Source organism: Bosea beijingensis (assembly GCF_030758975.1).
GTDB classification, from domain to species: Bacteria; Pseudomonadota; Alphaproteobacteria; order Rhizobiales; family Beijerinckiaceae; genus Allobosea; species Allobosea beijingensis.
Genome location: NZ_CP132359.1, coordinates 3,722,871 through 3,744,784 on the forward strand (window position 1 = coordinate 3,722,871; position 21,914 = coordinate 3,744,784).

Consider the following 21,914-nt stretch of genomic DNA (forward strand, 5'->3'; position numbering starts at 1 on the left):
GATTCATCCGGGCAGCGCGGTCCGGTCTCGCCCGGGCGTCAAAAGCTGCGCTCGACGAAGAGCTGCGCCGAGCTCTGGCGGCCGTTGAGGCTCGCGGCGCGCGCATTTCCGGCAAGGTCGAGCTTTTGCCAGGCGAGCGAGCCTTCCAGGCCGAGCCGCAGCCCATCGATCGGTGCCCAGATCAGATTCGCCGCCACGCGGTCGATCTGGATCCTGCCCGCCAGCCCGGATGGATTCGGCACCGAAAGCCGGTAGCGGCTGATATAGGCGTTGCTCGACCACTCATCCGTCCATTCGCGCCCGATCGCGATCACACCGGTCCAGCCGCGCATCGTGAGGTCGCTGGTCAGGACTGAAAAAGCGGTGCGCTGGTCGAGCCGCGAGCCGAGATAGGGAGCGGCGTTGACCGCGCCGGCAATCTGGGCCGTCAGCGTCAGCGGCCGGTCCAGCACAGTCCGCTCCCAGGTCGCGCCAAGGATGGCGGCCCGGCCGAGGCGGTGGGCGCCGCCGGCGCCCGGCACGTCCCGCACCGCGACGCCGCCATGCAGCGTCAGCCCATCCTGTTCATAGAGCAGGCGCACGACACCGTCCGGGAAGCGGCTTCCCGCCGGCACCACCGTGCGCCGGTCGACCGCGGTGTCCTCGGCCGAAAGCGACAGGCCGAGCCCGTCGGTCAATTGCCGCTCATAGCCGATCAGCGCGACGGTGCGGCTTGGAATGCGCCCGATGAAGGCGAAGTCGCCGCCGGTCCAGAAATCGAAGCGCGAGCCTGCCAGCCCGAAGGCGAAGGCCCCGAAGGTGACGCTGGCTTCGCTCATGGTGAGCTCGCTGCCGCCCTCGCTATTGGTGTCCACGGAGAACTCGAAGGCGCTCGCCAGATAGCGGCCGTCGGCGAGCGTCTGCCCGGTCTCGATCCGGAAGCTGCTGCTCAGGGGAAAGCTGGACGCATTCTGCGGCACCTGCCCTGTTGCCCGCGCCAGCGCATTCGCCTTGTAATCGTCGCGCTGGATACCGGCATTGACCGTGCCCGAGATCGCGATGCAGGTGTTGGAGAGGGGCGCGATGAAGCCGCGGGGGCTGTCATCGGCTCCGTCCTCGCCTTCCTCCTCCTCGTCATCGTCGTGGGGGGGCCCCGCCNGATCGCGATGCAGGTGTTGGAGAGGGGCGCGATGAAGCCGCGGGGGCTGTCATCGGCTCCGTCCTCGCCTTCCTCCTCCTCGTCATCGTCGTCGCTTGCCGCAGCGGGCTTCGATGCGGCAAGCGACGAAAAGACCGGTGCCGGATCGGGAGGGGTGATCGTGCAACTGCGCAGGAACAGCGGCGGCTTGCTCGCGGCCTCTGCCGGGCTGCCGGCAAGCAGAGCAACGCAGAGGGCGGCAAGCGCCGGGATGGCGACCCGGAAGACCGATAAGGACTGCCAAAGGCCATGGCCGCCGAGCGCGCTGCGTTTCCCGATGGCCATGGCTTGCGTGGTTCAGCGCAGCGGCGGGGCGTAGAGGATGCCGCCCATGCTCCAGAGCTGGTTGAGGCCGCGCGGGATGCCGAGCTTCGAGCCGGTGCCGAGATTGCGCTCGTAGATCTCGGCATAGTTGCCGCCGGCCTTGACGGCCCGGACCGCCCAGTCGGCATCGAGGCCGAGCGCCTTGCCGAAACCGCCCTCAGCACCGATGAAGCGGCGCGCATCCGGCTTCTGGGATCTGAGCGCCTCGTCGAGATTGGCGCTGGAGATGCCGAGCTCCTCGGCATTGACTAGCGCGAAACCCACCCATTTCACCAGGGTGAACCAGGGAAAGTCGTCGCTGCGCACCACCGGCCCGAGCGGCTCCTTCGAGATCACGTCCGGCAGCACGATCGCCTCGGCCGGCTTCGCCAGCCTGAGCCGGTCGCCATGCAGCGCCGACTGGTCGCGGGTCAGCACGTCGCACTGCCCGCCCTCGAAGGCGGCGAAGGCTTCGGCCGCACTCGGATAGACCTTTTCCTCGTAGGTCATGGAGTTGGCCTTGAAGAAATCGGCGAGGTTGAGCTGCGTGGTGGTGCCGGCCTCGACGCAGATATTCGCCTTGTCGAGCGAGAGCGCCGTGTCGACCTTGAGCGCGCGCTTCGCCAGGAAGCCCTGGCCGTCATGATAGGTGATACCGGCGAAGGCGAGGCCCAGCTCGGCCTCGCGGCCGAGCGTCCAGGTCGAGTTGCGCGCCAGCAGGTCGACCTTGCCGCCCTTCAGCGCATCGAAGCGCTGGCTTGCGGAGAGCGGCGTGAAGGCGACCTTGCCCGCGTCGCCGAGCACGACCGCGGCAACGGCGCGGCAGAGATCGACATCGAAGCCGCGCCAGTTCCCCTGCGCGTCCTTCTCGGAGAAGCCGGCGACGCCCTCGCTGACACCGCATTGCAGCGTGCCGCGCTGCTTGACGCTGTCGAGCGTGCCGGCGCCGGCCGGAAGGGCGAGGCTGACGAAGGCGGCGAGACCGAGACCGCTGCGGCAAAACCAGTTGGCCTTCGACATATCTGTCCGTTCCTTTTGCAGGTCGGCGGAGGTTGCGGAGGCGGTCACAGCGTCGCCTTGTGGCGGATCACGACCTTGGTGCCGATCGGCACGCGCTCGTAGAGATCGGCGATGTCGCCATTGGCAAGCCGGAAGCAGCCCGACGAGACCGCCTGGCCGATCGTCTCGGGCTGGTTGGTGCCGTGGATGCGGAACACGGTCGAGCCGAGATAGAGCGCCCGCGCGCCCATCGGATTGCCCGGACCGCCGGCCATGAAGCGCGGCAGATAGGGCTGGCGCTGCAGCATTTCCGGCGGCGGGCGCCAGTCCGGCCATTCTGCCTTGCGGCTGACCTGGACCTGGCCGGACCAGGTGAAGCCCTCGCGGCCGACACCGATCCCGTAGCGCAGCGCGCGGCCATTGCCCTGCACCACGTAGAGGAAGCGCTCGGCCGAATGGATCACCACCGTGCCCGGCGCCTCGTTCGAGCGGAAGAGCACCATCTGGCGGGCGTAGGGCCCCTCGGTGATTGTGGCGTCCTCGGTCGAGACGCGGCCCGGCTCCTCGCCGATCTCCATCGTCTCATCGACCGCCGCCGGCGGGCGCGGCTGCGCTACCGCCGCGCCGGGCAGCGCGAGAAGCGGCACGAGCCCTAGTCCTGAGACGACGAGGCCGCGCAGCGTGCTTCGGATGGTCGGGTTCATCGCATCGCCTCCGTTCAGGCGCACCGGCTATAGATGAAGGTGCCGTAGCGGGCGTTGGCGTCGGCATCGACGAAGCGCGCTACGATCTCCTTCGGCGTCACCGAGAGCAGCTCGCGGTCCTGCGGATCGCCGGCCGGGGCCTCGAAGCCGAGATAGGTCTTGCCACCGGCGCCCGCCTTCAGCCTGAGCTCGTAGAGCTTGGGATCATCCGCGACATGCATCATCACCCCGTCGCCGGCGCCCTTGGCGATGACATAGGGCTGCCTGCACTGGCTCCGCGCCTCGGTTTCCGTGCGCTTGCGGTCCTTCTCCGTATGGAAGGAGGCCACGCCCCAGCGCCCGATCAGCGCCTCGCGCGAGACATTAGCAGGGGCCGGCGCGCTCGCCGCGCCGGCGCTGGCAATCGGCGGCAGGCTTTCGCCGCCGCCGCAGCCCGCGAGGACCAGGGGCAAGATGAGGCCGCAAGCCAGCGTGGCAAGGGCCGGGCGCTGCGCGCTGCGCGGCTCGACAGGGCTGCGTATCATCTTTCCTCCGGGATGCGTGGTCGGTGAAGCCTCGGGGCATGAGAAACGAGGAGTCGGCGGGCCCCCCGGCCGCCACGAGGGCAGCCTGAATGACCAGTGACCAGCTCGTCAATGGGGGGCGGCGCGATCGCCGCGTCGGTGAGCGTTGCAGCGGCTCCCGCATGCGCGGAAGCCTCGCCATCACGATCGGTGAAGCTTCGCCGGAAACGCTCTAGGTCCTCGACCGGGTGTCGAGAAGATCGCGTATCGTGTCACCGATGAAGCTGAACGCGAGCGACAGCGACAGAATGGCGAGGCCCGGCCCCGCCGCGATCCACCAATTGTAGAAACTGGTTGCGCCCTCCGCGACCATCTGGCCCCATTCCGGCGTCGGCGGCCGCGCGCCCAGGCCGATGAAGCTGAGCCCCGCCACCAGCAGGATGATCTGGCTGAGATCGGCCGTGGCATTGACCAGGATCGGCGTCCAGCACAGCGGCAGCACATGGCCGAACAGGACGCGCCGCCGCGACGCGCCGATCGCCACCGCCGCCTCGACATGCTCCAGCGAGCGCACAGCGAGAACCTGGGCCCGCATCAGCCGCGCATAGATCGGCCACCAGACCACGACCATGGCGATGCCGGCATTGAGCAGCCCCGGCCCGAGCGTGGCGGCAACCGCCATGGCGAGCAGCATGGCCGGAAACGACAGCGTGATATCGGCGAGGCGCATCAGGACTGCGTCCGCAAGCCCCCCGACATAGCCGGCAAAAGCCCCGATCGCACAGCCGATGGCGACGGCCACGACGAGCACGCCCACCGCGATCGGCAGCGAGAAGCGGACGCCATAGAGCGTGCGGATCAGGACGTCGCGCCCCAGGGCGTCGGTGCCGAGCCAATGGGCCATGCTCGGCGGCTGCAACCGGCGCCCCGCCAGCGCCACCGGATCATAGGGCGTCCAGAGATCGATCGTCGCCGCGACGAGAATCCAGGCGGCGACGACGACCAGGGCCCAGAGCAAGGTCCAGCGGGCAGCGCCGCCGGGCGCGATCCTGCGGAAGAGCCGGCGCCAGCCGGTCCGCTTTGCGGGGGCCGAAGGCTCGGTCGCGGCCGTCATCGGCGGTCCCGCAAACGCGGATCGGCGAACGCATAGGCGATGTCGGTGACGAGGTTCGTGATCAGGAAGGCCACGCCGCCGACGATGGTGACCCCGATGATCGCCGGATGGTCGAGCGTCCGCGCCGCCTCGACCGCGTAGGAACCGATGCCCGGCCAGGCGAAGATCGTCTCCGTCAGGACTGCGCCCGTGATCAAATAGGCGAAGGTGAAGCCGAGGATGGTCAGGGTCGGCATCAGGGCATTGCGCAGCGCATGGATCGCCAGCACGCGCACCTCGCCTGCCCCCTTGGCCCGGGCCACCAGAATGTAATCCTGCGTCAGCACCTCGATGAGGCTGGCGCGCACGAGGCGGGCGACGATCCCGACCACCGTCCAGCCGAGCATCAAGGCGGGGAGCACGAGATGGGCCAGCGCATCGCGCAATTTGGCGCCGTCCCCCGCTATCAGCGCGTCAATCGTGAAGAAGCCGGTCACGAAGGGCGGCGGCAGCGAACGGGTGTCGAGGCGCCCCGGTCCGGGAGCCCAGCCGAGCGTGGCGAAAAAGATGAAGAGCGCGATCAGCCCGAGCCAGAACATCGGCACCGAGGAACCGACAAGCGCGAAGATCCGGATGCCGGTGTCGGCGGCCCGGTCCTTCATCTTGGCCGCCACCAGGCCGAGAACCGTACCGACACCCCCACCGACCAGAACCGCGGCGATGACCAGTTCGAGCGTCGCGGGCAATCGCTGCGCTAGGTCGGAGGCGACCGGCTGGCGCGTGCGGAAGGATGTCCCCATGTCGCCGCGCGCGAGGTTGCCGACATAGACGAGATAGCGTTCGGCAAGGGGGCGATCGAGCCCCCAGCGCTCCTTGGCGGCCGCGACCACGACGGGATTGTTCATCTGCCGCTCGCCGATCAGCGCGGCGAGCGGATCGCCCTTGGTCACCTGCGTCAGGAAAAAGGCGACCGTAATGATGCCGAGCAGGAGAAACGGCATCATCGCCAGTCGCTGCAATGCCACCTTGAGCATGGGCTCTCCCGGCGGGCGGACGCTATTGGCGCTCGATCTGGCTGAGGTCCAGATTGCAGCAGGCGCTGTAGCGCACCCCGGTCACGCCCTTTCGTGCGGCGAGGATCAGATCGGGGCTGACCACCGGAATGATGACCTTGTCGCCGATCATCTCAAGCGCGATCTCGCGAAAGATCTTGTCGCTGTCGGCCGGGCCGGCGGCAAGCGCCTTCTTCAGAAGCTCGCCCTCCTTGGCATTGATGACGCCGTCCACCTTCGTGGCATGCGCGCGCTTCGACCAGGAGCTTCCCTCCATCATCGAGAAGAACTGGACGTATTGCACCGTGCCGAAATAGTCCGGCGCGTAATACGAGGCGGTGATCGGGATGCCCTCGCTGGCGACGCGCTCGCGCCAGACCGCGAAGGTAATGGGCTCCAGCTCCAGCTTGATGCCGACGCGGCCGAGATCCTGCTGCAGCTTCTGCATCATCAGCGAGAGGTCGACGCCGTAGGAATTCACCCCCGGAAAAGCCGCCTTCATCGTGAAGCCGTTGGGCTGCCCGGCCTCGGCGAGCTTCGCCTTGGCAAGGGCGAGGTCCTGCTTCGGCACCGGCAGATCATGGTTGCCGGGAAAGCCGTTCGGGATCGCGACGGGCTGGAGCTTGCCCTTGCCGCCGACGGTGAACTCGATCAGCCCCTGATAGTCGATCGCGGCCGCGATCGCCTCCCGGACCGGCTTGGTCAGGGGCACCGTATTGGCCTTGGCGCCGACGCCGAGCGCCAGATAGATGAAATTGTAGCTCGGCACCGAACCCAGCACGAGGTTGGGGTCCTTGCTCGAGGCGGCCGTGTCGGAATCGATCTGCATCGCGACATCGGCGGCCCCGGCCTGCAGGGCCTGGAGCTGCGCCACCGCGTCGGGCACCTGCTTGACGATGACCTCCGGAGTCTTAGCCGGCGTGCCCCAGAACTTCTCGTTGGCGACGAGGCGCAGCTGGTCGCCGTTGCGATAGAGCGCGAGCTTGTAGGGGCCGCTGCCGGCGGAGTTGGCGAAGAACCAGGCATCGGCCTGGTCGGCGCTGCTGGCGTTCTCGCCGCTCTTGGCGCCATTCGCCTCGGCGAGTTTGCGGTTGATGATGCCGGCATAGGGCGAGGCCAGCATCTGGAGGAATTCCGAATTGGCCTGGGCGGTCCGCAGCACGACGGTCTTGTCGTCGGGGGTCTCCACCGCGCTCAGCGCGTCCATCAGGAAGGAGGCGTCCGCCTTCATGTGCTTTAGCCGCATCAGCGACCAGGCGACATCGGCCGACGTGACCGGCGTACCATCGGCAAACACCGCATTGGGCGCGATCTTGAAGGAGAAGCGCGTCTGGTCGGGGCTGACCTCCCACGCGGTCGCGAGATGAGGCACCAGCGTCTTGTTGTCGGGCGCGAGCGTGACCAGCGTCTGGTAGGCGGCCGAGAGATAGATCTGGCAGGTGTCACAGAAGGACCGGGCCGGATCGAGCGAGACGATGTCCATGTTGCGCGCGACCACGAGCGGGCGCGTATCGGCCGCCCGAAGCGGCTCCGTCAGGGCCGCCAGCGACAGCGCGGCGGCGCCCAGCGCCAGGGATGTCCTCAGCCAGCTTGCCTGCATCTCAAAACCCTCCCGCTCTTGTTTTTTACACCCTCGGACCCGGCATCGCCCGCCCCGCACGGACCGCTCCGCGCGGCCTCTCCAAAGCGACACGAAAGCTCTTGCCAAGTCAATCTTACTATATGATATATCAAATCATGGAGGACAGCCATGACCGATGTCAAGAACTCCGCTGACGCGGCCCTTCGCGACCGCGCCCTGCGCGTCGTCCCGGGCGGCATGTGGGGGCATCTTCACGCCAATCGCCTGCCCGAGGGCTACCCGCAATTCTTCGCACGGGCGGAAGGCTGCCGCCTGTGGGATGTCGATGGCCGCTCCTATCTCGATTTCATGTGCAGCTGGGGGCCGAACCTGCTCGGCCATCACCATCCCGAGGTCGAGGCTGCGGCCGAACGACAGGCGCGACTCGGCGACTGCATGAACGGCCCGGCTGAGGCCATGGTCGAGCTCGCGGAACTGCTCGTCGACACGGTCGCGCATGCCGACTGGGCGCAGTTCCAGAAGAACGGCACCGACGCGACCACGACCTGCGCGACGATCGCACGCGCCGCGACCGGCCGGCGCAAGCTGCTCGTGGCGCGGGGCGCCTATCACGGCGCGGTGCCGTGGTGCTCGCCCTCGGTCATCGGCGTCACCGAGGAGGACCGCGCCCATATCCTCTATTACGAGTTCAACGATGCCCAGAGCCTGGCCATGGCGGCCGATGAAGCCGGAGACGATCTCGCCGGCGTGATCGTCTCGGCCTATCGCCACGATCTCGCGCGCGACCAGGAACTGCCGACGCGCACCTTCGCCGAGGCGGCCCGCGCCGCCTGCGACGCCAAGGGCGCCGCGCTGATCCTCGACGAAGTCAGGGCCGGCTTCCGGCTCCATCTCGCCGGAAGCTGGGAGCCGCTCGGCGTGCGTCCCGATCTCGCCGCCTGGAGCAAGGCGATCGCCAATGGCCATCCGCTGGCTGCCGTCACGGGCCGCGAATGGCTGCGCAAGGCCGCATCCCAGGTTTTCGTCACCGGATCGTTCTGGTGCGGGGCCGTGCCGATGGCAGCGGGAATCGCGACCTTGACGGTGTTGCGGCGCGGCGAGGTGATCGACCGGCTGGACGCCATGGGCCGGCGCCTGCGGGATGGGCTCGACGCGCTCGCGGCACGCCACGGAGTCGGATTGCGCCAGAGCGGTCCGGTCCAGATGCCGCTGTTCCTGTTCGAGGACGACGCGGATTTCGCCAAGGGCAATCTGTTCAGCCAGACCGCGCTGACGCGCGGCGTCTATTTTCACCCGCGCCACAACATGTTCCTCTCGGCTGCCCATGGCGAGGCCGAGATCGAAGAGGCGCTGGCCGCCGCCGATGCCGGACTCGCGGCCGTGGCCGCGCGGAACCGGGCGGCGGCGTAAGGCTCGGGCGGCGGTCGCGCCATGCAGCCCATCACCGGCAGGACCCGCATCCTCTTCATCCTGGGCGATCCGGTGGCTCACATCATCGGCTCCTCCCTGCTCAACGAGCATTTTGCGAGCCGCGGCATCGATGCTGCGGTCTCGCCGCTGCATGTCGCGCCGCAGGACCTGCCGGTCCTGATCGGAACGCTCAGGACGCTGCGGAACGTCGCCGGGTTCGGTGTCACGATCCCGCATAAGATCGCTGTGATCGACCTGCTGGACTCGGTCGGCGAGCGCGGGCGGCTGGTCGGCGCCGTCAATTTCGTCCGCCGCAACGCCGACGGAACGCTACATGGCGACAATGTCGACGGCCTCGGCTTCATCGGCGGCCTTCTTGAGGCGGGCGTCACCGTCAAGGACGCGCGTATCCTGCAAGCCGGCGCGGGCGGGGCCGGGCGCGCGATCGCCTTTGCGCTGGCCGAGGCCGGCGCCGCAGCGCTCACCATCGTGAACCGCTCCCCGGAGAAGGCACAGGCGCTGGCCGCCGCTGTTGCCAAGGCCTATCCCGGCTGCCGCGTCATCGCGGGGGATGGCGATGCTGCCGCCTGCGACATCGCCGTCAATGCCACCTCGCTCGGCATGCGCGAGAGCGATCCACTGCCTTTCGATGTAGGCCGGTTGCCGCCGACCGCCGTCGCGGCCGAGGTCGTGATGACGCCGCCCGTCACGCCGTTCCTCGCCGCCGCCGCGGCGCGCGGCTGCCGCACCGTGCCGGGCCGGGCGATGCTGCTCGCCCAGCTCCGGGCCGCTTCGAACCTGGTCGGGCTGGGCTGACGGATTCCTCAGAAGCTCCTGCTCATCAATCCTCGAAGCCGGCGAAGGGCGCCGGATCGAGGAAGCGACGCAGGACATTGCCCGTGACCCGGCTGACCGAGTTGTCATAGCCGTCGCAGGTCAGCGCGCAGGCCCAGGCGATCGAGCCCGTCGCGAACACCGCCCCGCCGGCCGCCGTCGGGAAGAAGGCGAGATCGGCCCGCACCAGCGCGTTCTGGTCGCCCATTACGCCGCGATGGAGCGTCCGCAATTCCTCCAGGGTCGGGACGCCGCCATAGTCGAGCCGGTCGGCCGTCGCGAGCCGCAGGATCTGCGGCGACGAGCCCAGGGAGGGCTCGATGCGGTCAACCTCCAGCCCGGCGGCCCCGCCCCCGCGCAGGCCGAAATCGCCGAGCGGCTGCGTGAGGTCGATGCCCTCGACCAGCCAGCTCACACGCGGATCGCGCGCATCCTCCAGCCATTCATAGGGGTAGGAGCGGGTGAAGACCTGGGCGTCGAAGCCGACGCCGACGAGCCGCTGCGGCGGCCGCCCATGCGTGCGCCAGAGCCCGGAGGGCTCGCCGGTGAAGGAGAGGCCGTTCTCGCCCGCCTCCCCCTCCCAGGTGCGCAGGCCGTTCATGCCGCGGCGGATCTCCAACTGGTGCGGCTCGCTCGGGTGCCAGGCGATGCGCCAGTAGAAGCCATTGCCGCCTAGATAGATGTGCCGTCCGCCGCCGCGCTGATAGGCATCGAAGGCCTCGATCATGTTGAGGCTGTAATATTCCGGATGCGACGGCGTGATCACGCAGGCATAGGCCTCGAGCAGTTGCGCGCCGTGCCGGTCGATGTCGCAATCGGTGATGACGTCGTAGTCGAAGCCGAGCGCCTCGAGCCAGTCGATGATATGCGTGTCGTTGACGTAGTTGAAGGTGTTGCCGAGCGGGCGCATGTTCAGGATCGGCCGCTTCGCGGTCGAATAGCACCAGCCGCTGCCGTCGCTATGCGTGTCGTAGGTCGATAAGCCCAGTTCGCGATGCTCCTGGATATAGGCATCGTCGCGCGACAGCGCGATCACCCCTTCCAGCATCGCCTCGGCATGGACCTGGTCGAGCCGCAGCGCGCTGTTGGCATAGGCCAGATAGGTCGCCGTCGACGCGACGAGGGCGAGCCGGGCCTTCGCCTGCCCCGGCGGCGTACGGACGAAGAAGGAGACATAGCTCTCGACCGGATCGTCGCTGCCCTCGCGCGCCGTCAGCTTCAGCGCATAGAAGCCGCTGCGCCAGCCCTGCGGCACGCTCAGCGTCAGGTCGGGCGTCCAGCCGCAATCGGCCATGTCGTCGCGGTGGAAATGGATCGCGCCATAGAGTTCGGGCCGCTCCCGCCATTGCACCACGGAGCCGTCCCAGTTCGCGCCGCTCATCGCGCGCATCGGCATGTGGCGCAGCCGGCCGTCGAGCCGATTGGTCGAGACGTCGCGCACGCTATCGCCCGCCATCTCACGCGAAAAATCCCAGGCGCCGACCAGCGCCGGATCGGCCGGTGAGGGCGCGAGCATCTCGCAGGCGCGGCGCATGGCGTCTTCCGGCAGGACCTCGCGGAACAGGCGAGGCCGGTCGATCTTGCCGTCGTAATGGGCGCCGGTGAGCGGATCGGCACCGCCCTCCAGCGCTTGCGCCGCGAAGACCAGCGCCGTGTCGGTGGGCCAGGCCAGTGCAGCAGGCGCTCTGCCCTCGCGGGTGCCGCTGCGGTCGCGTCCGGCCTGTGGATCGAGGCTGCGCTGGGTCAGGCCGATTCGTCCCGTCGCGGCATCGTAGCTGGCGGTGACGAACAACCATTCCCGCTCGATCGCCGGCTTGGCGGAGCGCGCTTCCGCGCCGCCGGCCGCGCCCGCGACCGCAAAGACGAGATGGCCGCTCTCGTCCAGGCCGAGCCGCCAGCCCTGGGCAAGATCGCCGCGCCAGCGCGACAGGATGGTCTGGGCGCCGTCGAGCGGAGCGGTCGGCCAGATGAAGCAGCCCACGGAGAAGCTTGCCGGCGCGAGAGCGGGCCTGTCGGCGATGATCGCTGCTGAGCCCGGATGGATCGGCTGGTCGCGCAGGGCGACCGGCCCGTCGATCGCGGTTCCCGGCTCGCTCAGCTTGAGGCCCGGCCCGTCCGGATCGGGATCGGCGCAGCGCACCCGGACGATCCTCGCCTGCGCCTGCTTCAGGCTCGGGCTCGACAGATGGAAGGAGACGGTTTCGCCCGGCGAGACGACGAGCGGCCAGGCATAGCCGAGGACGGCGGTGGTATCTCTCATGAGGAGCGGCCCTTCAGTCCAGCTTCTGCCCGGTCAGCGCTTCCCAGCGGATGGCGAAGACGGCCCATTCGGCCTCCGCCAGGCTGGTGAACACCCGATTGGGAAAGGTCTCGATCGAGGCACCGCGCCGCCCCGGCAGACGGGCCAGTATCCAGCGGCGGCCCGGATCGAGGGTGATCAGGACATGGCGCTTGCCGACTCCGGTCCAGCGCATCCGGTGCAGCAGGCGCTGCAGGTCGTGGCTATGCGGGCCACGGGGCCGCGCCCGCATCTCATCGACCAGATCCTGACGGGATGGATCGACGGGCCAGTGCGCGGCGTCGGAATAGTTTACGAGCATCGGCTTTGAAACCTCGGCATGGTGGCCGGCGTCGCGAGAACGGCGCCGGCCGATGGCGCGTGCGGCCTATTTGGTCAGCCAGGTCACCCAGCGCTCGCGCAGGGCGTTCCGGTTGGCGGCGATCCAGTCGTAATCCGCGATGACGAGCCGCGACCAGTTCTCGGGCCAGGACGGGCGGAAGCGGCGCTCCTCGGGCGGCACCAGATTCGGCGCCTCGCGATTATTGGAGTCGAAGGAGACCTTTTCGCTGAAAGCGACATGCTCCTTGCCGTCCTGCACGAAGAAATCGAGGAACTTGATGCCGTTGGCGACATTGGGACTGCCCTTGAGCACGGCCCAGTTGCCGACGTCGCGGATCGCCTGATTCCAGGTGAAGTCGAAATCGCCGCTCTTGGCGAGCGGCACCGAGCGGCTGGAATAGACCATCATCATCACGGCATCGCCGCCGCGCATGATCTGCATCGCGTTGTCGCCGCTCTTCCACCAGGCCGCGACCTGCGGCTTCAGGGCGTCGAGCTTCTTGTAGGCCCGGTCGATATCCAGCGGAAACGCCTTGTCCGGCGCGACGCCATCGGCGAGCAGGGCCGCCAGCGGCACCCACCATTCGCGGTCGCCGGTATCCGGCAGGGAGCGCGGCCCCGGGAATTTCTGGACGTCGAAGAAATCGGCCCAGGATTGCGGCCCGCCATTCGGAAACGCCTTCTTGCTCCAGGTCAGCGCCATGCCGCCGGCCGTGCGGATGATACCGCGCGGAAAGCAGGCATTCGGCAGGGCATTGGCGACGATTCCGGGCAGGCCGGCGCAATCGATCGGCTCAAGGATGTCGGCATGCTGGATCAGGTCGGGCGGCGTCGCGGTGACGACATCGAACGGGATGTTGCCGCTGCGTTGGCCGGCGCGGGCGCGCGCCCATTGATCCGGCAATTCGATCGGGACGGAGCGGACCTTGATCCCGGTCTGCGCCTCGAAGCGCTTGTAGAAATGCTCCTGCAGGCTGCGTTCCATCAGCCCGCCGGTAGTGGCGACGATCACCTCCTGGGACTGGGCGAGCGCCCGGCCGCCGACCGCCAGGGTCGTCGCACCAAGTGCTCCTGCCAGGACTTTACGCCGGGTCACATGGCGCCGGGTCGTCGAGATCTTGCTGTCGGTGGTCATCGCGAGGCTCCCCTTGTTTGGCCTTCGGAATGCGGGTCGGTGGTCAGGAACTGGGCGGGTTGGTCCGGGTGCGGCGGTCGAGCCGGCTCTTGACGAGATGGCTGCCGACCAGGGCCGCGACGGTGAGCAGCGTCAGCATCGTCGCCACGGCGGCGAGTGTGGGCGAGACGTTGTAGTCGATGTCCTCGAACATCTTCCGCGGCAGGGTCTTGCGATCGAGATTGGAGATGAAGAACGACACCACCGCCTCGTCGAAGGAGATGATGAAGGCGAAGAGCGCGGCCGAAACGACGCCGGGCGCGATCAGCGGCAAGGTGACATGCCGGAAGGTGCGGAACGGCCCCGCGCCGCAGGACAGGGCCGCCCGCTCGAGATCGACGTCGAAACGATAGAGGGCCGCCAGAACGGTGAAGACCACGAAGGGCAAGGCGAGGATGGTGTGAGCCATCGCGAAGCCGAGCAGCGTCCCCGTCAGGCGCAACTGCTCGAAGACGAGGAACATCGCGACCGCGAGCGCGATATGCGGCACGATGACGGGGCCGATGACGAGCAGTTCGACGAGGCCCTTGCCCGGCAGGCGGCCGCGCACCAGCGCCAGCGCCAGCATCGTCCCGATGACGGTCGCGGCCAGCGTCGCGATGACGCCCGCCTCCAGGCTGAACAGCGTCGCGTTGATCCAGTCGGCATCGCCGAAATACTCGCGATACCAGCGCAACGAAAAGCCGGCAGGCGGAAAACGCAGATAGCGCTCGGGCCCGACCGACATCGGCGCGATCACCAGCGTTGGCAGCAGCAGGAAGACCGTGACCGCATAGGCGGCGGCGCCGAGCGTCGCGCGGCCGACATTGCGGGACGGCGCGTTGCGGGCCGGGGCGCTCATGCCGACCCCACGAAGCGGTCGAGCCGCACCGCCCGCTTGAAGATGAGCACCAGCAGCAGGACGAAGGCGAGCAGAACTCCGACCAGCGCGCCGGCAAAGGACCAGTCCAGCATCTCCCGCACCTGCTGGGAGACGAGCGTGGCGATCATCATCTGACGGGGGCCGCCGACCAGGGCCGGCGTGACGAAGAAGCCGAGCGCGAGCAGGAACACCATCAGGCAGCCCGAGGTCACGCCCGGCAGCGAGAGCGGAAAGATCACCTCGCGGAAGGTCGCCCATTCGGAGGCGCCCAGCATCTGCGCGGCACGGCCGTAATCCTCAGGGATGCCGCGCAGCGCCGAATAGATCGGCAATACCATGAAGGGCAGCAAGACATGGCTCATCGCGAGCACGACCGCGCCTTCGGTGTAGAGCAGCGTCAGGGGCTGATCGATGATGCCGGAACCGATCAGGAGCTGGTTGACGACGCCGTTCTTCTGCAACAGCACCATCCAGGCATAGGTGCGCACCAGGACCGAGGTCCAGAGCGGCAGCAGCACGGATGCGACGAGAACCGCGAGCTTGAGCCCGCTGCTGCGCGCCATGACCCAGGCCAGCGGCCAGGCCAGGATCAGCGTCAGGACGGTGACAGCGGCGGCGATCCGCAAGGTGCGCAGCATGACGCGCAGATAGACCGGCTCCGTCAGGGCACGCTGGTAATGGGTCAGGGTCGGCGCCGGCAGGAACAGGCTCTCATGCAGCAGCGAGGCCAGCGGCAGGATGAAGGTGACCAGCGCGAGCACGAGGAACGGCGCGGCAAGGGCCAGGCTCGCCGCCGTGCTGTAATGGCGCCCGCCGAGCAGCCAGGCCTTCGGACGCGCCGTCATGGCGCCCCCTCGAAGACGCGCGCATCGGCAGCCGACCAGCGCAACCCCACGGACTCGCCAATCGTCGGCACGGATGCGCCAGCCGGCAGGCGCAGTTTCAGGACCTGCCGCTCCGGTGTCGCCAGCAGCAATGTCGTAGCGTTGCCGACATAGATCGCTTCCTGCACACGAGCAGCGAGCAACCCTTCACCTGCCCCGGTCAGGACAAGCCGCTCCGGCCTGACGGCGACGCGAACCGCGGCTCCGGGCGCGACATCACGAACCGCGGTCGCGGGAACAGCGTGCCTCTCACCCAGTCCGACGGTAATCTCCGCTCCCGCGGCTGCCGCCGCGCGCGCGGTCCCGGCGATGAAATTGGTCTCGCCGATGAAGCCGGCGACGAAGGCGCTTTGCGGCGCCTCATAGAGCGCATGAGGCGTACCGATCTGCTGCAGCCGGCCATGGTCCAGCACGGCGACGCGGTCGGCCATCGTCAGCGCCTCGGTCTGGTCATGCGTCACGAAGACGACGGTGACCCCGATCTCGCGCTGCAGATGCTTGGTCTCGATCTGCATCTCCTCGCGCAGATTCTTGTCGAGGGCGGAGAGCGGCTCGTCCATCAGGAGCACGCGCGGCTTGTAGACGATGGCCCGGGCGATCGCGACGCGCTGCTGCTGGCCGCCGGAAAGCTGCGAAGGCTTGCGCTCGCCGAAGCCCTCCAGCCTGACGGTCGCGAGCGCCTGGCGCGCCCTGTCCTCGCGCTCGGCGCGGCCGACGCCGCGCATCTTGAGCGGAAAGGCGATGTTCTCGAGCACGCTCATATGCGGGAAGAGCGTATATTTCTGGAAAACCATGCCGAGATTGCGCCGGCTCGGCGGCGTCCAGGTCACATCCTCGCCGCCGACGAGAATACGGCCCTCGTCGGGATATTCGAAGCCTGCGATCGCCATAAGGATCGTCGTCTTGCCCGATCCGGACGGCCCGAGCAGCGCAAGGAACTCGCCCGGCTCCACGGCAAGCGAGACGCGATCGACTGCGGTGACGGCCCCGAACCGCTTGACGGCGTCACGGACCTCGATCCCAACCGAGTGGCTGAACGCGTCGACTGCCCGCAACACCGTTCCCCTTCATTTTGATGTAGGTTATTTGATATATCGAACTTGGCAAGCCGGTTTTCCGACCAGTGCCACGCAGCGTCGGAACACGCCTGAGTTGCGCGTTTCACGGCCCGGCGATTTGCTTTATGGCTGATTCGGCGAGCTTTAGGCCTCGTGAAGGACAGGACAGCGTGACGGGCGCCGAAGACAATTTTCTACAGGGCGGCATGATCGAGCCGGTGGCGCGCGATAGCCTGACCCGCATCGTCTACAACAATCTGCGCGTCGCGCTGATGGAGGGCCGGTTCTGGCCGGGCCACCGCTTCAAGATCCGCGATCTCGCCGCCTCGATGCACGTCTCGGAGACGCCGATCCGCGAGGCGCTGATGCAGCTTGTCCGCGCGCGGGCGCTGGAGCTGATCGACGGCCGCTCGATCATCGTCGCGCATATGTCGCTGCCGCAATATCTCGAACTGCGGCAGATCCGGCTGTTCCTCGAAGGGCTGGCGGCCGAGAGCGCGACGCCGAAGATCGGCGAGAAGGGCATCGCGCAGATGACGGCGCTGCACGACGAGCTGGCGCTGGCCGAGGAGGAAGGCCGCTGGTCGGATGCGGTGCGCGCCAACTGGCGCTTCCACCACCGCCTCTACGAGGCGGCCGAGATGCCTGAGCTCCTCGCCATCCTCGACGATATCTGGATGCGCAACGGGCCGCTGCTCAACTACCACTACCCGCATGCGCGCCCGACCTATCCGGGCCCGCACGAGCATTTACGCATCCTCGAACGCCTGCAGCAGCGCGACGCGGCCGGCGTGCGCGAGGCCGTCCAGACGGACATGATCCAGGGCGGGCTCAAGCTGGTCGAGCTGCTGAAGGCTGGCGGCGATACCCGGAATATGAGCCGAGAGGGCGGCGCTCAGCCCCCTTCCCGCTCCCGTGCCTCGCGGTAGGAGCGAACGATCGCGGCCGCGGTCAAGCCGTAGTGCTCGAACAGGTAGGGCGTCGTCCCGCCTTCGGCGAAGACGTCGCGAACGCCGACCCGGGCGAAACCGGTCCTGACGCCCCGCTCCATCAGCAATTCGGCCACGGCGCTGCCGAGGCCGCCGATGATCGAGTGGTTCTCGGCCGTGACCACCGCCCTGAGGCCGGTAGCAAGCTCGGCGATCCCGGGATCGAGCGGCTTCAGCGTCGGCACGTCCGCGACGCCGACGGCGATGCCCTCCGCGGCGAGGAGATCGGCGGCCAGCAAGGCCTGCTCGACCATGAGGCCGCAGGCGAGGATGAGCCCCTCGCCCGGCTTGCGCAGCAGGCGCAGCTTGCCGAGCGGTATCACCCCTTCCTGTTCGATCATGCCGGTCTCGGTCCCATCGGCGCGTTTCAGCCGCAGATAGACCGGCCCGTCATGAGCGGCGGCGGCGCGGACCGCGGCGGGCACCTCGGCGGCGTTGCTCGGCTCGATCACCGTCATATTGGGCAAGGCCCGCATCAGCGCGATGTCGTCGATCGCCTGATGCGAGACGCCGAGCATCGTCGTCAGCCCTGGGATCACGCCGACAATCTTCACGTTCAGGTTGGGATAGGCGACCTGCATCGCGATCTGGTCGTAGCAGCGCCGCGTCGCGAAGACGCAGAAGGAATGCACGAACGGGATCTCGCCGCTCCGCGCCATGCCGCCGGCGAGGCCGACCATGTTGGCCTCGGCGATTCCGACCTGATGAAAGCGCGCCGGCAGCGCGTCGCGGAAGAGGTCCGTCTCGGTCGAAAGGGTCAGGTCGGCGGTCAGGCAGACGATGCGTGGATCGCGCCGCGCCAGATCGAGCAGCGTCTCGCCATAGAACTTGCGGTTGGGGGCGGCCGCGGCGCCCCGCTGGTTGAAATCCTGAACCGTCAACCCGTCTGTCGTGATGCTCGTCATGCTGCATCCTCGCTGGAAAGAGCAGCCAGCGCGGCGGCGGCCACATCGGCAGGCAGTTTCAGGTTATGCGCCAGGATGCCTTCCAATGCCGGCACGCCCTTGCCGGGAAGCGTGCGGACGACGAGGCAGGTCGGCTTGCCGGCGGTCGTCCGCGCTCCGTCAAGTGCTGCCAGCAGCGCCGGAATGTCATGGCCATCGACGTTGTGCTGCGCCCAGCCGAAGCTCGCGAACTTGCCGGCGATCGGCTCCAGCTTGACCACCTGGTCGACATGCCCCTCGACCTGCATGCGGTTGTCGTCGATCAACAGGCAGATATTGTCGAGGCCGAGGCTGCCGGCGAGCAGCGCCGCCTCCCAGACCTGTCCCTCCTGCAGCTCGCCATCGCCGAGAACAACGTAGACGCGCGCGCCATCACCCCGCCGGCGCGCGGCCAGCGCCATGCCGATTCCGACCGAAAGCCCCTGGCCGAGCGAACCGCAGGTCGCCTCGATCACGGTACCCAGGCGCTCGGAGGCATTGACCTCGAAGGGTGAGCCATCCTTGCAGTAATCGGGGAGGCCCTCCGCCGGGACGAGCCCGCGCTCGGCCAGCGTGGCGTAGAAGATCGCCGTGTTATGCGCCGTCGAGAGCAGCAGGCGGTCGCGCGAGATCCAGTCCGGATCGGCCGGGTCGAGCCGAAGCTCCGCGAAGTAGAGCACGGTGAAGAGATCCGCCGCGCCGAGCCCCTGCTGCACGTAGCCCTGCCCGGTCGGCGCCACCAACTCGATGACCTTGCGCCTGAGCCGCAGGGCGATTTCGGAAAGTTCGCGGGGATCGCGAATGCGCCGTTCCGGCTGGCGATCGGCGACAGCGCTCATTGGCCCCGCTCCTTCATGGCAACCTCCCGATGGGCTCGTCTCGGCCCGTGGACGCAATCGACTATATGATATATTCAGATTGCGTCCAGAGCCGGCGGACGAAACGAAACGACCGGCCTATCCGATTTGAACGATCGACAGGTGCTCGATCTGTCCGGCTCGCGATGCGGGCCGAACAGGGAAGGTGCCGGGGGAGAAGGCGCTCATGAACCTCGTCTTCGGCGCGGTCGCCGACGATCTGACCGGCGGCCTCGAACTGGCCGCGATGATTGTCGCAGCGGGCGTCCCTTGTGCCTTTGCAACGGAACCGCTTGACGCGCTGGAGCATCCCGCGATCGTTATCGGCAGGCGCACGCGCGTCGCCGATCCCGCGGTGGCGGTCGCCGATATCCGCAGGACCGGCACCTGGCTCAAGGAACAAGGCGCACGGCAGATCTTCTTCAAGTACTGCGCCACCTTCGACTCGACCCCCGCCGGCAATATCGGCAATTGCGCCGATGTTCTGCGCGAATTGACCGGGAGCAAGCTGACCGCCTTCTGCCCTTCCTTTCCCGAAGCCGGCCGGCGCGTCTTCCAGGGGCATCTCTTCGCCGACGATCGATTGATCTCGGAATCGCCGAAGCGTTACGATCCCCTGACGCCGATGACCGATCCGGACCTCGTGCGGGTACTCAGGCAGCAGACCGCGACGCCGGTCGGGCTCATTCCGCAGCAGGTCGTGCGCGCCGGGCTGGAGGCAATGAAGCGCCATTGCGACGGGCTGGTCGCCGGTGGGACGGGCTTCGCGCTCGCCGATGCAGCGGTGCCGGAAGACCTCGCCGCACTGGCGGCGCTGACGGTGGATTGGCCGCTGATGACCGGCAATTCCTCGGTCGCCGCCTACTACCCGCCGCTCTGGCGCGAACGCGGGCTCGTCGCGGCCGAACCCAGCGCTCCCGGACTTCCGCCCGTTCCGGGTCCGGCCGTCGTGCTGGCCGGCAGTTGCGCCGACAGGACGAGACGCCAGCTCAAGATTTTCGGCGAGCAGCGCCCTCTCCTGATGCTGGATCTCGCGGATGGCGATGCCGACCGGATCGTGGCCGAGGCGCTTGCCTGGGGGCTGTCGCGCCTGGACAGCGGGCCTATCGCGATCGCGACCTCCGCCGGCCCGGAGGCCGTCGCAGCAGCGCAGGCTCGCCTGGGCCAGCGTGTGGCTGCTTCGCTGGCCGAGGAGATCCTGTCCCGGCTGGCCGAGGCGTTCCAGGAAGCCGGCACGACGCGCTTTCTCATCTGCGGCGGCGAAACCTCGGGGGCCGTGCTCGATCGGCTCGGCATCCGGACTTTGCAGGTCGGCGCCTATCGCGCTCCGGGTGTCTCGCAGGCTTTGGCCGACGGAGCAAAGCCCCTCGCCTTCTGCCTGAAATCCGGCAAGCTCGGCCCGGAGGACATGCTGCTGCCGATGCTGGCCAGCATGGAGCAGGGTGAACGGCGATGAGCAGCTCCGCGATGCAGGAGAGCGAAGCCCGCGCCGAGCTCTGCCGGATCTACCGCAACATCGAGAGCGCGGGTCTCAGCCTCGGCAATGCCGGCAATATCAGCATCCGCTGGGGCGAGCACATGCTGATCAGCCCGACCGGCGCCGACGGCGCGACGGTCGCCCCCGACGATTTCGTTCTGACGCAGTTCGACGGCACGGCCCTCTCGCAGGGCGTCCCGTCGAGCGAATGGGCGATCCATGGCGGCCTCTATGCTGAAGGACTGGCGCAGGCGGTGATCCATGCCCATCCCGATTCTTGCGTAGCCCTGTCCTGCCTGCGCCGGCCAATCCCCCCTTTCCACTACATGATCGCCTCCTTCGGCGGGCATGAGGTGCCCTGCGCACCCTATGCCCCCTTCGGCACGACCGCCCTGGCCGATGGCGTCGTCGCGACCCTGAAGACCGGATACAGCGCCTGCCTCATGGCCAATCACGGCGTGGTCTGCCTCGGCTCGACCCTGGCGCAGGCCTTCGCACGCACCGTCAAGCTGGAGATGCTGGCACGGCAATATCGTCTTGCGCGCCAGGCCGGCGAGATCGTGCATCTGACGCCGGACGAGATGGACATCGTGCTCGCGCGCTATGCCGATTACGGTCGCGCCCGCCTGGCGAATAGCTGAACGATCGAGGATACGGCATGATCATTGTTACCGGCGGAACCCACGGCATCGGCCGGGCCTGCGTCGAGCGGCTGGCGCCGCGCGGCGTCGTCTTCACGGGCCGCGACCGTGAGGCCGGCGAAGCGCTAGCGGCAGCCACACCCGGCGCGCATTTCGTCGAGGGCGACGTGACGCGCGAGGCGGATTGTCGCCGCGCCGTCGAGGCCGCGCTCGATCTCGGTGGCGGACGCCTGCACGGCCTCGTCAACAATGCCGGCCTCGGACGGCGCATGGATTTCGCGCAGGCGGAGATCGCGGATTGGGATGCCGTGATGAACGCCAATGCCCGCAGCGCCTTCCTGTTCACGCGCCATGCGCTGGCAGGGTTGCGGGCGGGCAAGGGCGCCGTTGTCAACGTGGCGTCCGTGGCGGGCCGGGCCGGCGAGGAAGGCCTTGCGCTCTACTGCGCCTCGAAGGCAGCGGTGATCGCCATGACCCAGGCGCTGGCGCTCGAATATGGCGCGGAGGTTCGCTTCAACGCCATTTGCCCCGGCCAGATCGCGACGCGGATGATGGACAAGGTGCTGGCCGACCCGCTCAGGCTGGAGCAGCTCGAACTGCGCATTCCGGCAGGCCGGCTCGGCACGCCGGACGAGGTCGCGGATGTCGCGGCCTGGCTCCTGTCCGATGCATCGAGCTATGTGAACGGGGCCGTCCTGACCGTCGATGGCGGCGAAACGGCGGGCTTGCGCACCCCGCGCCTGCCGAAGAGTGCTGCGGCAGGCTGACCGGG

The 21,914-nt window shown here is 68.2% G+C and carries 21 protein-coding genes; 6 read left to right on the forward strand and 15 right to left on the reverse strand.

From position 1 onward, the window contains the following. Nucleotides 1-38: 38 nt before the first annotated feature. The 7 genes from Q9235_RS17760 to Q9235_RS17790 form a co-directional block, all read right to left on the reverse strand. Nucleotides 39-1,151 (reverse strand): porin, encoded by a 1,113-nt coding sequence (locus Q9235_RS17760; RefSeq protein WP_306228326.1) that lies wholly within the window; start codon nucleotides 1,149-1,151, stop codon nucleotides 39-41. Nucleotides 1,152-1,474: 323 nt separating this feature from the next. Beyond that, a complete protein-coding gene (locus Q9235_RS17765; protein ID WP_306223139.1) occupies nucleotides 1,475-2,500 on the reverse strand; it encodes an amino acid ABC transporter substrate-binding protein in 1,026 nt (341 codons plus the stop codon). Between the two features lie 44 nt (nucleotides 2,501-2,544). Beyond that, nucleotides 2,545-3,183 carry a L,D-transpeptidase gene (locus tag Q9235_RS17770; RefSeq protein WP_306223140.1) on the reverse strand — a complete coding sequence of 213 codons (639 nt, stop codon included), beginning with the start codon at nucleotides 3,181-3,183 and terminating at the stop codon, nucleotides 2,545-2,547. A 14-nt stretch (nucleotides 3,184-3,197) separates the two neighbouring features. After that, the gene (locus Q9235_RS17775; RefSeq protein WP_306223141.1) at nucleotides 3,198-3,707 is read right to left on the reverse strand and encodes a hypothetical protein; all 510 of its coding nucleotides are present in this window, start codon (nucleotides 3,705-3,707) and stop codon (nucleotides 3,198-3,200) included. Nucleotides 3,708-3,918: 211 nt separating this feature from the next. After that, entirely contained in the window at nucleotides 3,919-4,800 is an 882-nt protein-coding gene (locus Q9235_RS17780) for an ABC transporter permease (protein WP_306223142.1), read from the reverse strand. Continuing rightward, a complete protein-coding gene (locus Q9235_RS17785) occupies nucleotides 4,797-5,813 on the reverse strand; it encodes an ABC transporter permease (RefSeq protein WP_306223143.1) in 1,017 nt (338 codons plus the stop codon). The genes Q9235_RS17780 and Q9235_RS17785 overlap by 4 nt, the downstream gene beginning before the upstream one ends. A 22-nt stretch (nucleotides 5,814-5,835) precedes the next feature. Beyond that, nucleotides 5,836-7,431, reverse strand: a complete 1,596-nt coding sequence (locus tag Q9235_RS17790) for an ABC transporter substrate-binding protein (protein WP_306223144.1) — start codon at nucleotides 7,429-7,431, stop codon at nucleotides 5,836-5,838. Nucleotides 7,432-7,581: 150 nt separating this feature from the next. On the opposite strand from Q9235_RS17790, the gene Q9235_RS17795 reads away from it, so the two are divergent. Together Q9235_RS17795 and Q9235_RS17800 are read left to right on the forward strand one after the other, a co-directional pair. Next, nucleotides 7,582-8,823, forward strand: a complete 1,242-nt coding sequence (locus Q9235_RS17795) for an aminotransferase class III-fold pyridoxal phosphate-dependent enzyme (RefSeq protein ID WP_306223145.1) — start codon at nucleotides 7,582-7,584, stop codon at nucleotides 8,821-8,823. Between the two features lie 21 nt (nucleotides 8,824-8,844). Next, the gene (locus Q9235_RS17800; RefSeq protein ID WP_306223146.1) at nucleotides 8,845-9,639 is read left to right on the forward strand and encodes a shikimate dehydrogenase family protein; all 795 of its coding nucleotides are present in this window, start codon (nucleotides 8,845-8,847) and stop codon (nucleotides 9,637-9,639) included. A 25-nt stretch (nucleotides 9,640-9,664) separates the two neighbouring features. Here Q9235_RS17800 and Q9235_RS17805 read toward each other — a convergent pair whose 3' ends face one another. From Q9235_RS17805 to Q9235_RS17830, 6 genes are all read right to left on the reverse strand, one after another. After that, the gene (locus Q9235_RS17805; protein ID WP_306223147.1) at nucleotides 9,665-11,917 is read right to left on the reverse strand and encodes a N,N-dimethylformamidase beta subunit family domain-containing protein; all 2,253 of its coding nucleotides are present in this window, start codon (nucleotides 11,915-11,917) and stop codon (nucleotides 9,665-9,667) included. 13 nt (nucleotides 11,918-11,930) lie between these two features. Then, nucleotides 11,931-12,188 (reverse strand): N,N-dimethylformamidase alpha subunit family protein, encoded by a 258-nt coding sequence (locus Q9235_RS17810; RefSeq protein WP_306223148.1) that lies wholly within the window; start codon nucleotides 12,186-12,188, stop codon nucleotides 11,931-11,933. A gap of 135 nt (nucleotides 12,189-12,323) precedes the next feature. Next, nucleotides 12,324-13,412: an extracellular solute-binding protein gene (locus tag Q9235_RS17815; RefSeq protein ID WP_306223149.1), complete on the reverse strand. Its 1,089-nt coding sequence runs from the start codon at nucleotides 13,410-13,412 to the stop codon at nucleotides 12,324-12,326. Nucleotides 13,413-13,455: 43 nt separating this feature from the next. Continuing rightward, nucleotides 13,456-14,292 carry an ABC transporter permease gene (locus tag Q9235_RS17820; protein WP_306223150.1) on the reverse strand — a complete coding sequence of 279 codons (837 nt, stop codon included), beginning with the start codon at nucleotides 14,290-14,292 and terminating at the stop codon, nucleotides 13,456-13,458. Then, on the reverse strand, nucleotides 14,289-15,158 hold the full coding sequence (locus Q9235_RS17825; protein ID WP_306223151.1) for an ABC transporter permease: 870 nt from the start codon (nucleotides 15,156-15,158) through the stop codon (nucleotides 14,289-14,291). Before Q9235_RS17825 ends, Q9235_RS17820 begins: the two co-directional genes overlap by 4 nt. Beyond that, complete coding sequence (locus Q9235_RS17830) at nucleotides 15,155-16,252, reverse strand: ABC transporter ATP-binding protein (protein WP_306223152.1); 1,098 nt, start codon at nucleotides 16,250-16,252, stop codon at nucleotides 15,155-15,157. The genes Q9235_RS17825 and Q9235_RS17830 overlap by 4 nt, the downstream gene beginning before the upstream one ends. Before the next feature lie 209 nt (nucleotides 16,253-16,461). Between Q9235_RS17830 and Q9235_RS17835 the strand changes: the two genes are divergently transcribed. Further along, a complete protein-coding gene (locus tag Q9235_RS17835) occupies nucleotides 16,462-17,184 on the forward strand; it encodes a GntR family transcriptional regulator (protein WP_306228328.1) in 723 nt (240 codons plus the stop codon). Here the strand turns inward: Q9235_RS17835 and Q9235_RS17840 are convergent. After that, nucleotides 17,151-18,149 (reverse strand): transketolase family protein, encoded by a 999-nt coding sequence (locus Q9235_RS17840; protein ID WP_306223153.1) that lies wholly within the window; start codon nucleotides 18,147-18,149, stop codon nucleotides 17,151-17,153. The two genes, Q9235_RS17835 and Q9235_RS17840, sit on opposite strands and share 34 nt — an antisense overlap. Beyond that, on the reverse strand, nucleotides 18,146-19,006 hold the full coding sequence (locus Q9235_RS17845; RefSeq protein ID WP_306223154.1) for a transketolase: 861 nt from the start codon (nucleotides 19,004-19,006) through the stop codon (nucleotides 18,146-18,148). The genes Q9235_RS17840 and Q9235_RS17845 overlap by 4 nt, the downstream gene beginning before the upstream one ends. A gap of 205 nt (nucleotides 19,007-19,211) precedes the next feature. Between Q9235_RS17845 and otnK the strand changes: the two genes are divergently transcribed. From otnK to Q9235_RS17860, 3 genes are read left to right on the forward strand one after another with little or no spacing between them, the layout of a single operon-like run. Next, the gene (otnK, locus tag Q9235_RS17850) at nucleotides 19,212-20,480 is read left to right on the forward strand and encodes a 3-oxo-tetronate kinase (protein WP_306223155.1); all 1,269 of its coding nucleotides are present in this window, start codon (nucleotides 19,212-19,214) and stop codon (nucleotides 20,478-20,480) included. Beyond that, complete coding sequence (locus tag Q9235_RS17855) at nucleotides 20,477-21,142, forward strand: class II aldolase/adducin family protein (RefSeq protein WP_306223156.1); 666 nt, start codon at nucleotides 20,477-20,479, stop codon at nucleotides 21,140-21,142. Before otnK ends, Q9235_RS17855 begins: the two co-directional genes overlap by 4 nt. 17 nt (nucleotides 21,143-21,159) lie before the next feature. After that, the gene (locus Q9235_RS17860; protein ID WP_306223157.1) at nucleotides 21,160-21,909 is read left to right on the forward strand and encodes an SDR family NAD(P)-dependent oxidoreductase; all 750 of its coding nucleotides are present in this window, start codon (nucleotides 21,160-21,162) and stop codon (nucleotides 21,907-21,909) included. The last annotated feature ends 5 nt before the right edge of the window (nucleotides 21,910-21,914 follow it).

Coding starts and splice junctions, on each gene's coding strand:
- Q9235_RS17775 (WP_306223141.1), bottom strand. CDS start 3,707: ATGATACGCAGCCCTGTCGAGCCGCGCAGCGCGCAGCGCCCGGCCCTT.
- Q9235_RS17820 (WP_306223150.1), bottom strand. CDS start 14,292: ATGAGCGCCCCGGCCCGCAACGCGCCGTCCCGCAATGTCGGCCGCGCG.
- Q9235_RS17805 (WP_306223147.1), bottom strand. CDS start 11,917: ATGAGAGATACCACCGCCGTCCTCGGCTATGCCTGGCCGCTCGTCGTC.
- Q9235_RS17800 (WP_306223146.1), top strand. CDS start 8,845: ATGCAGCCCATCACCGGCAGGACCCGCATCCTCTTCATCCTGGGCGAT.
- Q9235_RS17810 (WP_306223148.1), bottom strand. CDS start 12,188: ATGCGGGCGCGGCCCCGTGGCCCGCATAGCCACGACCTGCAGCGCCTG.
- Q9235_RS17765 (WP_306223139.1), bottom strand. CDS start 2,500: ATGTCGAAGGCCAACTGGTTTTGCCGCAGCGGTCTCGGTCTCGCCGCC.
- Q9235_RS17860 (WP_306223157.1), top strand. CDS start 21,160: ATGATCATTGTTACCGGCGGAACCCACGGCATCGGCCGGGCCTGCGTC.
- Q9235_RS17825 (WP_306223151.1), bottom strand. CDS start 15,158: ATGACGGCGCGTCCGAAGGCCTGGCTGCTCGGCGGGCGCCATTACAGC.
- Q9235_RS17815 (WP_306223149.1), bottom strand. CDS start 13,412: ATGACCACCGACAGCAAGATCTCGACGACCCGGCGCCATGTGACCCGG.
- Q9235_RS17770 (WP_306223140.1), bottom strand. CDS start 3,183: ATGAACCCGACCATCCGAAGCACGCTGCGCGGCCTCGTCGTCTCAGGA.
- Q9235_RS17855 (WP_306223156.1), top strand. CDS start 20,477: ATGAGCAGCTCCGCGATGCAGGAGAGCGAAGCCCGCGCCGAGCTCTGC.
- Q9235_RS17780 (WP_306223142.1), bottom strand. CDS start 4,800: ATGACGGCCGCGACCGAGCCTTCGGCCCCCGCAAAGCGGACCGGCTGG.
- Q9235_RS17845 (WP_306223154.1), bottom strand. CDS start 19,006: ATGAGCGCTGTCGCCGATCGCCAGCCGGAACGGCGCATTCGCGATCCC.
- otnK (WP_306223155.1), top strand. CDS start 19,212: ATGAACCTCGTCTTCGGCGCGGTCGCCGACGATCTGACCGGCGGCCTC.
- Q9235_RS17835 (WP_306228328.1), top strand. CDS start 16,462: ATGATCGAGCCGGTGGCGCGCGATAGCCTGACCCGCATCGTCTACAAC.
- Q9235_RS17790 (WP_306223144.1), bottom strand. CDS start 7,431: ATGCAGGCAAGCTGGCTGAGGACATCCCTGGCGCTGGGCGCCGCCGCG.
- Q9235_RS17795 (WP_306223145.1), top strand. CDS start 7,582: ATGACCGATGTCAAGAACTCCGCTGACGCGGCCCTTCGCGACCGCGCC.
- Q9235_RS17785 (WP_306223143.1), bottom strand. CDS start 5,813: ATGCTCAAGGTGGCATTGCAGCGACTGGCGATGATGCCGTTTCTCCTG.
- Q9235_RS17840 (WP_306223153.1), bottom strand. CDS start 18,149: ATGACGAGCATCACGACAGACGGGTTGACGGTTCAGGATTTCAACCAG.